Below are 10,864 nucleotides of genomic sequence, written 5' to 3' on the forward strand. Positions count from 1 at the left end.
CTTCCGATGGGCGCGCGGCACGGGGCGATCTCGAGCCACGGCGCCCCGTAGCGGGGCCGGGGGGCGGCGGGGCCGGCGGGGCGTGTGGGGGGGTCGCGGCGGCCCCGGCCCCTCTCGCCGTATCCGCAGGGCGTACGCGCGGGGCGTACCTGCGCGCCGTACCCGCGGGGCTGCCCGCGGGATCGGCGGGGCCGCCCGCGCCCGAGTCCGTACGCGGCTCAGCCCGCGGCGGCGACGGGCCCAGCCCCCGGGACCTGGCGCAGTTCGGCGGACCTGCGCCGCATCCGGGCCAGCACCACCCGGCGCTCGGCGGCGGTGAGCCCGCCCCAGACGCCGTACGGCTCGGGCTGGAGCAGTGCGTGCTCCCGGCAGGCGACCATCACCGGGCAGCGGGCGCAGACGCGCTTGGCGGCCTCCTCGCGGGAGAGCCGGGCCGCGGTGGGCTCCTTGGAGGGGGCGAAGAACAGGCCCGCCTCGTCGCGGCGGCACACCGCCTCCGCGTGCCAGGGGCCGTCCTCTTCCCTCGCCGGCACCCGCGGCTTCGGCACGGCGGCCGAGCGCCCCTGAAGACTCTTGGCGGCGGCTACCTGCAGGGACTGATGCGGCGGATGCGGCACGGTCTACTCCTGACGACGTATACGCGAGCGAGAGACGATGCACCAGTCCCTACCCGGCTGCGCCCGGCCCTAAGCCACGCCGCCGGGCGCGCGGGCCGCGCCGCGCGGAGTTCGACCGAAACACGTCGCTGCGCGCCGCCGCGTCCGGGCCGGAACACCCGTACGGAGGGTGGCGGCGCGCCCACCGGCTGACGGCGCCTACCGCTGGGACGGGCTCAGCGCTGGGACCGCTCGCGGAGCGTGCGGGCGAGGTCGACCAGGCGTGCGCCTCGCTTGGAGCGCGCCTCGATGTTGCCGAGCAGCGCGAAGCCCCGCACGATCACCACCGGGGCCTGCGGGTCGGTCTCGCCCTTGCTCTCACCGCTCACCTCGAAGTTGCCGAGCACCCCGCTGCCGTAGCCGCGCAGAGTGACGTTCTCCGGGACCACGATGTCGACATTGCCGAGGACGCAGGTCACGTTGATCTCGGTGACCTGCTGCTCGAAGACCGCCTGGGTGAGGTCGATGGCGATGTCGCCCATGACCGAGACCGCGCGGGTGTGCGCGCCGGGCCGCCAGCGGCCCTTGCGGGCGGAGCTGCTGCACACGGCGACGACCGTCTCCTGGTAATCGCCGGGGCCCGCCGGGGCTCCGTCGGCCGGGTGGGCGGCCGGGACGCGGGCGCCGTCGGGCACGGGCAGGTCCCGTACGAGCCCTTCCAGCTCGCCGACCGTCTTGAGGGCGTACAGCGAGTCGAGGCGCTCGGAGTGCTCCCCGGTGGTCAGCCGGCCCTCGGCGACGGCGTCGCCGAGGATCCGCGCGAACCGGTCCCGGTCGGCGTCGGAGGCGCGCAGGTCGGCGGGGGCGGGGGCGGCACGGTGCTTTTCCAGGTCCACGGACCCCAGCATAGCGAAACACGATAGATCGCGATACTGCCGAGTGAGCCTTACCTCACAGACACGGGCGCACCGGGAGGTCCTACGCTGGTGGACGCGCTGCCAATTGGTCGTCAGTGCTGTCTGCCGAGTGAGGAATGACTGCCGTCATGCCAGAGTTTGCGTACACCGACCTGCTGCCCCTGGGCGAGGACACCACCCCGTACCGCCTGGTGACCGCCGAGGGCGTGTCCACCGTCGAGGCGGACGGCCGTACGTTCCTCAAGGTCGAGCCGGAGGCGCTGCGCAAGCTCGCCGAGGAGGCCGTCCACGACATCCAGCACTTCCTGCGCCCGGCCCACCTCGCCCAGCTGCGCCGCATCATCGACGACCCCGAGGCTTCCGCGAACGACAAGTTCGTGGCCCTGGACCTGCTGAAGAACGCGAACATCGCGGCGGCCGGCGTCCTCCCGATGTGCCAGGACACGGGTACGGCGATCGTGATGGGCAAGCGCGGCCAGAACGTGCTCACCGAGGGCGGCGACGAGGCGGCCCTCTCGCGCGGCATCTTCGACGCCTACACGCGGCTGAACCTGCGCTACTCGCAGATGGCCCCGCTCACCATGTGGGAGGAGAAGAACACCGGCTCGAACCTGCCCGCGCAGATCGAGCTGTACGCGACCGACGGCGGCGCGTACAAGTTCCTCTTCATGGCCAAGGGCGGCGGCTCGGCCAACAAGTCCTTCCTCTACCAGGAGACCAAGGCGGTCCTCAACGAGGCCTCCATGATGAAGTTCCTGGAGGAGAAGATCCGCTCGCTGGGGACGGCGGCCTGCCCGCCCTACCACCTGGCGATCGTCGTCGGCGGCACCTCGGCAGAGCACGCGCTCAAGACCGCGAAGTACGCTTCGGCGCACTACCTGGACGAGCTGCCGCGCGAGGGCTCGCCGCTGGGCCACGGCTTCCGCGACGAGGCCCTGGAGCAGCAGGTCTTCGAGCTGACCCAGCGGATCGGCATCGGCGCGCAGTTCGGCGGCAAGTACTTCTGCCACGACGTCCGCGTCGTCCGCCTCCCGCGCCACGGCGCCTCGCTGCCCGTCGCCATCGCCGTGTCCTGCTCGGCGGACCGCCAGGCCACCGCGAAGATCACCGCCGAGGGCGTCTTCCTGGAGCAGCTGGAGACCGATCCGGCGCGCTTCCTGCCGGAGACCACCGACTCGCACCTGGACGAGTCCGCCGGCGTCGTCTCCGTCGACCTGAACCAGCCGATGGACGAGATCCTGGCGACGCTGACGAAGCACCCGGTCAAGACCCGGCTCTCGCTGACCGGCCCGCTGGTCGTGGCGCGCGACATCGCGCACGCCAAGATCAAGGAGCTGCTGGACTCCGGTGCGCCGATGCCGCAGTACCTGAAGGACCACCCGGTGTACTACGCCGGTCCCGCGAAGACACCCGAGGGCTACGCGTCCGGCTCGTTCGGCCCGACCACGGCCGGCCGCATGGACAGCTACGTCGAGCAGTTCCAGGCGGCGGGCGGGTCCAAGGTGATGCTGGCCAAGGGCAACCGCTCGCAGCAGGTGACGGACGCCTGCGGCACGCACGGCGGCTTCTACCTGGGCTCGATCGGCGGCCCGGCGGCCCGGCTGGCGCAGGACTGCATCAAGAAGGTCGAGGTCCTGGAGTACGAGGAGCTCGGCATGGAGGCGGTCTGGAAGATCGAGGTCGAGGACTTCCCGGCGTTCATCGTCGTGGACGACAAGGGCAACGACTTCTTCCAGAACCCGGCCCCGGAGCCGACCTTCACCCACATCCCGGTGCGCGGCCCGGGTCTGTAGCACCGGGCCTCCAGCAGGCGTGCGGCGCGGCCCCTCCGGCACGGCGGGGCCGCCCTGCCGGGAAGGGCGCCCCGCGGCGGTTAACGTCGGGGACACGGGCACGCGCCCGCCCGTTCACCCCGGTTCGCGAGGATCCCCCGTATGACTGCGACGACCTCCCTCCGTGCCGGCCGCCCCGTGCGGGTGGTCGCCCACCGAGGGGCCTCACACGAGCACCCCGAGCACACCGCCGCCGCGTACCGGCAGGCCGTCGAGGACGGCGCCGACGCGCTGGAGTGCGACGTCCGGCTGACCGCCGACCACAAGCTGGTCTGCGTGCACGACCGGCGGGTCGAGCGGACCTCCGACGGGCGGGGCCCGGTCTCCGCGATGACGTACGAGGAGCTGCTCGCCCTCGACTTCGGGTCCTGGAAGGGCGACGGGCACGCCGGTGCGCGGGTGCTGCTCTTCGAGGATCTGCTGCGGGAGGTACTGGCCGCGCCGCGGCCGGTCGGGCTCGCCGTCGAGACCAAGCACCCGACCCGCGCGGGCGGCCGACTGGAGGTCGAACTGGTGCGGATGTTGCGGGAGTACGGCCTGGCGGACGGGGCGTCGGGCCTCGTCGAGGTGATGAGCTTCTCCCGCGGCGCCCTGACCCGGACGCACCGGCTCGCGCCCGGACTGCCCACGGTGTACCTCGTCGAGCGCAGGATCCGCGCGCCGCGCCCCCCGTTCGCGACCCACGCGGGCCCGGGCATCGACCTGGTCCGGCGGGACCCGGGACTGGTGGGGCGGCTGAGGGCCCAGGGACTGTCCGTACGGGTGTGGACCGTGGACGAGCCCGAGGACGTGGAGCTGTGCGTGCGGCTCGGGGTGGACACCCTGATCACCAACCGGCCGCGGGACGTACGGAAACTGCTGCGCGACATGTGACACCCGGCCGGGGTGCGCCGGCCGGGTGCGGGGGGTCGGTGGGGGTCGGGGGGCGAAGGCGGCGTCGGTGGGGGTCGGTGGCGGACCGGTCAGGACCGGGCGGAGCGTGCGGTCACACGAAGTGCGGTCACACGAAGCGCTGCTGTGCGGACCCGTCGCAGGCCCGCAGGCGCAGCGGTTCACGGGCGGCGGCGACCGTCAGGCACATGCCCGGCGCGGCCGAGGGCCGCAGGGTGGCGCCGTCGCGGACGAACTTCTGGTTCGCGCCGCCGTGGCAGTTCCAGAGGACGAGCCCGGTGCCGGCGCCGTAGCTGCCGCCGGGGACGTCGAGGCAGCGGTCGTGGGTCAGCTCGATGTGGACGGACGAGCGGGCCGGGTCGTACCACCACCCCTGGTTGCGGCCGCCGTGGCAGTCCCAGCCCGCCACCTTGGTCCCGTTGGCGCTGGAGCCGCCGACGGCGTCGAGGCAGTTGCCGGTCGCGGCGTTCTTGAGGGGCCGGTACAGGTCGTCCCAGGCCCCGGCCTGCAGGACGGGGGTGCCGGTGCCGGCGGGGTCGGCGCAGGAGGCCTCGCGCAGGCCCGAGCCGTAGAACTGGGTCAGGCAGGACGCGAAGGCGCCGTGGCCGCGGTAGTTGGGGTGGAAGGACTGGCGGGCGGTGTTCTCGTCCCACGGGAAGTGGTCCCCGAGGTCCAGGTAGAGGCCCCGCGCCCAGGGGTCCTCCATGCACACCTCGTGGCCGTGGAAGAGCCGCGAGTTGTCCAGGTAGAGGGCGCCGGAGTTGCGGGCGGCCTCGCGCATGCCCTTCTCGAAAGCGGGTACCGCGTGGTTGCGGCCCCAGGTGGCGTCGGAGTCGTAGCCGGCGCACCCGCCGGGGAGCTTGCCGGGGAAGTTCGGGTTGTCGTGGAAGTCGGGGCCGATAGGGCTGGGGTAGCCCATCAGGACGAGCTTGTAGTCGGAGTCGGCGTAGCCGGCGCCGCGCATGACCGCCTTGAGGTCCGCGACGGTGGCCTCCACCTTGGGCCGCAGGCCGTCGACGCGCGCCTGCCAGCCGGGGGCGTACACGGGCTCGCAGGTCCCCTGGATGAGGATCCAGCGGGTCACGCAGTCGGTCATGACGGGACCGAACTGCAGGTCGTCGTTGGCCCCGGCGACGAGAAGCACCATCTTGATCTTCGTGTTGCGGGCCTTCACGGCCAGGCTGTCGCTCTGCACCAGCTCGTCGGCGTACTGCTGTGCGCCGCCGATCCTGATGTTGCCGGTGTACGCGCCGGAGCAGGCGGCGTTGAAGGTCAGGTCGGCCTGGATGCCGGTGCGGTGGATCGCGGTGTCCGGCGAGCGGTGGCACTGGTTGGTCGGCGTGTTGGTCGCGGGGTCGTAGGCGCCGATCCCCTCGCCCGAGATCTCGCTGTCGCCGAGCGAGATCAGGCCGGTCCTGCGCTCGTTCATCGGACGGACGGCGGAGTCGCCGTAGATCTTGACGGCCTCCGCCGCCCGAATCGCCTCCAGTTCGGGCGGGAGAGGGGTGACGGCCGCGGCGGGAGCGGCCTGGGCCATGGGGGTGACGGCGATGACGCCCCCGAGGGCGGCCGCCCACACCGCGACCGCGGCGAAGGTAGATCTGAGCCTGGGGCTCGTGCCTGCACGTGCCATGTGCGCCTCCCCGGATGTCCAGTGTTACCACCGGTATTTACTGGCCAGTACGGGACTTGGGAACACTTCGAACAAGACAATTGCTCAACTTTTTGAGGAGGCCCCCACCATGACGAACCATCAACAGGCCGACACATACCGGACCGAGCACGACTCCATGGGCGACGTACAGGTCCCCCTGCATGCCAAATGGCGTGCTCAGACCCAGCGGGCGGTGGAGAACTTCCCCATCTCCGGGCAGCGCCTGGAGTCCGCCCACATCCAGGCGCTCGCCCGGATCAAGGCCGCCGCCGCCGTGGTGAACGCCCGCCTGGGGGTACTGGACCAGGACGTCGCCGACGCGGTCGCGTCGGCCGCCGCCGAGGTCGCCGAGGGCCGCTGGGACGACCACTTCCCGGTGGACGTCTTCCAGACCGGGTCGGGGACCTCCTCCAACATGAACGCCAACGAGGTGATCGCCACCCTGGCCACCGAACGGCTCGGCCGGGAGGTCCACCCCAACGACCATGTCAACGCCTCGCAGAGCTCCAACGACGTCTTCCCCTCCTCCATCCACATCGCCGCCACCGCCGCCGTCACCGGCGAGCTGATCCCCGCGCTGGAGCACCTGGCCGCCGCGATGGACCGCAAGTCCGCCGAGTTCGCGCAGGTCGTCAAGGCCGGCCGCACCCATCTGATGGACGCCACACCGGTCACCCTGGGCCAGGAGTTCGGCGGGTACGCGGTCCAGATCTCCTACGGCGTCGAGCGGCTGCGCGCGGCCCTGCCGCGGCTCGCCGAGCTCCCGCTGGGCGGCACCGCGGTGGGCACCGGGATCAACACCCCGCCCGGCTTCTCCGCGGCGGTGATCGCCGAGGTGGCGCGGGCCACCGGGCTGCCGCTGACCGAGGCCCGCAACCACTTCGAGGCGCAGGGGGCGCGGGACGCCCTGGTCGAAACCTCGGGCATGCTCCGTACGGTCGCGGTCTCGCTCACGAAGATCTGCAACGACCTGCGCTGGATGGCCTCCGGCCCGCGCACAGGATTGGCCGAAATCAACCTCCCGGATCTCCAGCCGGGCTCCTCGATCATGCCCGGGAAGGTCAATCCGGTCGTCCCGGAGGCCGTTCTGATGGTCGCCGCGCAGGTGATGGGGAACGACGCCGCCGTCGCCGTGGCGGGCGCGGCCGGCAATTTCGAGCTCAACGTGATGCTCCCGGTGATGGCCCGCAACCTCCTGGAGTCGATCCGGCTGCTCGGAAGCGCGAGCCGGCTGCTCGCCGACCGCACGGTCGACGGGATCACCGCCAACACCGCGCGGGCCAGGGAGTACGCCGAGTCCTCGCCCTCGGTCGTGACTCCACTCAACCGCTACATCGGCTACGAGGAGGCCGCCAAGGTCGCCAAGAAGGCCCTCGCGGAACAGAAGACGATCAGGGAGGTGGTGCTGGAGTCCGGCTATGTGGAGCGCGGCGCCCTCACCCTGGAGCAGTTGGACGAGGCGCTGGACGTGCTGCGCATGACGCATCCCTGACCCACCGCGCAAGGCCCGCCCGCGGGGGCCGGATCCGGTCGAATCCCGTCCCCGCGGACCTCTGTGACCTGCACGGCAGCGGGGGTACCAGCACCGCGCCTAAGATCTGCGCATGACAGGTGATTTCCGGCCCGGAGCCGATGCGGGGCGCGGCGGCGCGCGGAGTCCGCGCTGGGCTCCGGGGGACCAGATCCTCTGGCGCTACCGCGACCACGCCCCCGGGCTGGGGGGCCCGGTGCACATCTGCCGCCCCGTGACGGTGGTACGGGACAGCGACGAGCTGCTGGCCGTCTGGATGGCCCCCGGCACCGAGTGCGTCAAGCCGGTGCTCACCGACGGGACGCCCGTCCACGCGGAGCCGCTCGCCACCCGGTACACCGCGCCGCGCACCACCGTACGCTCGCGCTGGTTCGGCGCGGGGGTGCTCAAGCTGGCCCGCCCCGGGGAGCCGTGGTCGGTGTGGCTGTTCTGGGACCGGGGCTGGCGCTTCAAGAACTGGTACGTGAACCTGGAGCAGCCGCGCGCGCGGTGGTCGGGCGGGGTCGACTCCGAGGACCACTTCCTCGACATCGCCGTCCATCCGGACCGCAGCTGGAAGTGGCTGGACGAGGACGAGTTCGCGCAGGCGCAGCGCGTCGGGCTGATGGATCCCGGCCAGGCGCGCCGGGTGCGGGCCGCCGGGCGGGCCGCGGTGGACGTGATCAAGGCCTGGGGTGCGCCCTTCTCCGACGGCTGGCAGGACTGGCGGCCCGATCCGGCCTGGACGGTCCCGGTCCTGCCGGAGGACTGGGACCGCACCCCGGCGCATATGACCTCATGAGACCCTTGATGCGCCCCCGGGGTGCAAACGTAGGATCGTCCTCCGCGAGGCTGTGCGCGCGGAACGGCGGGGCCGGGCAGTACCTGCGCAAGTGTCGCGCCGTACGCGGGACTTGACCCGAGGTCGACACGCAGAGCGGAGAGGTAACGAGGGGGACCCGGAATGTGGGGCGATGGTGCCCCGGCCGCTGAGCGGGTATACCGCGACTGACCGAGTTGTGTGCAGCGCACATCGAGCGCAAACGGACGGAATTCCACGCGTGACGGAGTACCCCACCTCTCAGGAGGGCCCGCAGCCTGCCGCGGCCACCGCGACCCCGGCCCCGGGCGGGTCCGCCATGGCCGCCCCCGGAGGGGCCGAGCACGTCGTCTCCGGCGGGACCCAGCCCGTCGCCTCCGGGGCGGGTACCGACGAGCCCGGCCACGGCAAGGCTCCCGTCCCGGCGGTGGAGGCCACCCGTCCGGAGGTCCCGGCGGCCCGCCAGGCGTCCGCCGGCCACCAGGAGCCCGCGCGCGGCCTGCCGGGCGGCGGCGCCCGGCACGGCGGCGAGGCGGCCGCACCCCAGGGCGCGGGCCGGGCAGCGCCCCTGGGCACGGGCCCGCACGGAGCGGGCGCCGACCCGGCGGCCGGCCGCGACGCGCAGGCGGCGCACCGCGTCGCCGCCGGCGCGGAAGACGGCCGGGACGCGGCCCATCCCGTCGCGGGCGAACGCCACGGGGGCGGCGCGGCGGTACCGGGCGGCGGCGCCGCCGGGGACACCTCGGCGCGGCGCGAGGGGGACCGGCTGCGGTTCGTGGGCGCCGCCACGCGGCGGATCGCCCGCGGCATCGACCTCGACGAGATCGTGCTCGGCCTGTGCCGGGCCACCGTGCCGACCTTCTCGGACGCGATCCTCGTCTACCTCCGCGACCCGCTCCCGGTCGGCGACGAACGCCCCGTGGGCCCGGTCGTCTTAAGGCTGCGCCGCACCGACCGGCTCCGTCCGATCGACGACCTCGGCGACGCCGCGCTCAGCGGCGCCCTCGGCGCGGGCCTGGACCTCGCCGGGGCCGCGGGGGCCACCGGCGAACTCGACTTCAGCCAGCTGCCGCTGGTCGGACCGCAGGGCGACCTGCCCGCGGCCGAGCTGTGCGAGATCCGGCCCGGCGGCGCGCTCGCCGAGGTACTGCGCGGCGTACGGCCCGTGTTCGGGTCCTCCGCGGCGGCCAAGGCCGCGCTGCCCGAGCTGCTGGGCGCGGACCACCCGCTGCCGCGCGGCAACCGGGCCGTCCTCGCGCCGCTGCGCGGCCGGCGGCGGGTGATCGGGGCGGCCGTGTTCCTGCGCAGCCCCGAGCGGCCCGCCTTCGAGCAGAACGACCTCCTGGTCGCCGCCCAGCTGGCCACCCACACGGCACTGGGCATCGACAAGGCGGTGCTGTACGGCCGCGAGGCGTACATCGCCGACGAGCTCCAGCGCACCATGCTGCCCGACAGCCTCCCCCAGCCCACGGGCGTGCGGCTGGCCTCCCGCTACCTGCCCGCCGCCGAAACGGCGCGGGTCGGCGGCGACTGGTACGACGCCATACCCCTGCCCGGCAGCCGGGTCGCGCTCGTCGTCGGCGACGTGATGGGCCACTCCATGACCTCCGCCGCGATCATGGGGCAGCTGCGCACCACGGCGCAGACCCTCGCGCAGCTGGACCTGCCGCCCGCCGAGGTGCTGCACCACCTGGACGAGCAGGCGCAGCGCCTGGGCTCCGACCGCATGGCCACATGCCTGTACGCGGTCTACGACCCCGTCTCGCACCGGATCACCATCGCGAACGCCGGCCACCCGCCGCCGGTGCTGCTGCACCTGGGGGGCCGCGCCGAGGTGCTCCGCGTGCCGCCGGGCGCCCCCATCGGGGTCGGCGGTGTGGACTTCGAGGCCGTCGAGCTGGACGCCCCCGCCGGAGCCACCCTGCTGCTGTACACGGACGGCCTGGTGGAGTCGCGGCTGCGGGACGTGTGGACCGGCATCGAGCAGCTCCGCGAACGGTTGGCCACCACCGCCCAGTTGACCGGCCTGGACCACCCGCCGCCGCTGGAGGCGCTGTGCGACGACGTCCTCGACATGCTCGGTCCGGGTGACCGGGACGACGACATCGCGCTGCTCGCGGCCCGCTTCGACGGAATCGCGCCCAGCGACGTCGCGTACTGGTTCCTGGACCCGGAGGAGACCGCTCCGGGCCGGGCCCGCCGGTTCGCCCGCCGGGCGCTGAGCCGCTGGGGCCTGGAGGAGCTGAGCGACTCGCTGGAGCTGCTGGTCAGCGAGGTGGTCACCAATGCCGTCCGGTACGCGGAACGTCCCGTGACCCTGCGGCTGCTGCGCACGGACGTCCTGCGGTGCGAGGTCGGCGACGACTCCCCGCAGCTCCCCCGCCAGCGCCGGGCGCGCGACACCGACGAGGGCGGCCGGGGCCTGTTCCTGGTCAACCGGGTGGCCCGCCGCTGGGGCGCGACCCGGCTGAGCAGCGGCAAAGTGGTCTGGTTCGAGCTCGCGTTGCCGCCGGGCCAGGACCGCCGCTGACCGGCCGGTCGTCGGCGCGGCCCTCCCGCGCCCGCCGGGCGGGGGCGACGCCCCTCGTACGGAAGAACGCCGCCCCGCCGCTCGGACGCGGCGGGGCGGCGTCGTCATCTGTGC

Annotated in this window: 8 protein-coding genes; 5 read left to right on the top strand and 3 right to left on the bottom strand. The window is 73.5% G+C overall.

Going from position 1 to position 10,864, the window contains the following annotated elements:
* Positions 1–218: 218 nt before the first annotated feature.
* Both ACFWUQ_RS29750 and ACFWUQ_RS29755 read right to left on the bottom strand, forming a co-directional pair.
* Positions 219–617 (bottom strand): WhiB family transcriptional regulator, encoded by a 399-nt coding sequence (locus tag ACFWUQ_RS29750; protein ID WP_384544193.1) that lies wholly within the window; start codon positions 615–617, stop codon positions 219–221.
* 215 nt (positions 618–832) lie between these two features.
* Positions 833–1,492 carry a DUF1707 domain-containing protein gene (locus ACFWUQ_RS29755; protein ID WP_384544194.1) on the bottom strand — a complete coding sequence of 220 codons (660 nt, stop codon included), beginning with the start codon at positions 1,490–1,492 and terminating at the stop codon, positions 833–835.
* A gap of 149 nt (positions 1,493–1,641) precedes the next feature.
* Here ACFWUQ_RS29755 and ACFWUQ_RS29760 point away from each other — a divergent pair, with 149 nt between their 5' ends.
* Positions 1,642–3,306, top strand: coding sequence for a fumarate hydratase (locus ACFWUQ_RS29760; protein WP_384544196.1), 1,665 nt, complete (start codon positions 1,642–1,644; stop codon positions 3,304–3,306).
* Positions 3,307–3,447: 141 nt separating this feature from the next.
* The gene (locus ACFWUQ_RS29765; protein WP_384544198.1) at positions 3,448–4,218 is read left to right on the top strand and encodes a glycerophosphodiester phosphodiesterase; all 771 of its coding nucleotides are present in this window, start codon (positions 3,448–3,450) and stop codon (positions 4,216–4,218) included.
* Positions 4,219–4,345: 127 nt separating this feature from the next.
* Here the strand turns inward: ACFWUQ_RS29765 and ACFWUQ_RS29770 are convergent, their stop codons facing one another.
* Entirely contained in the window at positions 4,346–5,869 is a 1,524-nt protein-coding gene (locus tag ACFWUQ_RS29770; protein ID WP_384544200.1) for a ricin-type beta-trefoil lectin domain protein, read from the bottom strand.
* Positions 5,870–5,978: 109 nt separating this feature from the next.
* Between ACFWUQ_RS29770 and ACFWUQ_RS29775 the strand changes: the two genes are divergently transcribed.
* The 3 genes from ACFWUQ_RS29775 (at position 5,979) to ACFWUQ_RS29785 (ending at position 10,750) form a co-directional block, all read left to right on the top strand.
* Positions 5,979–7,382: a class II fumarate hydratase gene (locus ACFWUQ_RS29775; protein ID WP_384544202.1), complete on the top strand. Its 1,404-nt coding sequence runs from the start codon at positions 5,979–5,981 to the stop codon at positions 7,380–7,382.
* Positions 7,383–7,494: 112 nt separating this feature from the next.
* Positions 7,495–8,202: a DUF402 domain-containing protein gene (locus tag ACFWUQ_RS29780; protein WP_384544204.1), complete on the top strand. Its 708-nt coding sequence runs from the start codon at positions 7,495–7,497 to the stop codon at positions 8,200–8,202.
* 259 nt (positions 8,203–8,461) lie between these two features.
* Complete coding sequence (locus tag ACFWUQ_RS29785) at positions 8,462–10,750, top strand: SpoIIE family protein phosphatase (protein ID WP_384544206.1); 2,289 nt, start codon at positions 8,462–8,464, stop codon at positions 10,748–10,750.
* Positions 10,751–10,864: the final 114 nt, after the last annotated feature.

The sequence above is a fragment of the Streptomyces sp. NPDC058662 genome (assembly GCF_042716255.1).
Classification (GTDB): Bacteria; Actinomycetota; Actinomycetes; order Streptomycetales; family Streptomycetaceae; genus Streptomyces.

Coding starts and splice junctions, on each gene's coding strand:
- ACFWUQ_RS29760 (WP_384544196.1), top strand. CDS start 1,642: ATGCCAGAGTTTGCGTACACCGACCTGCTGCCCCTGGGCGAGGACACC.
- ACFWUQ_RS29765 (WP_384544198.1), top strand. CDS start 3,448: ATGACTGCGACGACCTCCCTCCGTGCCGGCCGCCCCGTGCGGGTGGTC.
- ACFWUQ_RS29770 (WP_384544200.1), bottom strand. CDS start 5,869: ATGGCACGTGCAGGCACGAGCCCCAGGCTCAGATCTACCTTCGCCGCG.
- ACFWUQ_RS29775 (WP_384544202.1), top strand. CDS start 5,979: ATGACGAACCATCAACAGGCCGACACATACCGGACCGAGCACGACTCC.
- ACFWUQ_RS29780 (WP_384544204.1), top strand. CDS start 7,495: ATGACAGGTGATTTCCGGCCCGGAGCCGATGCGGGGCGCGGCGGCGCG.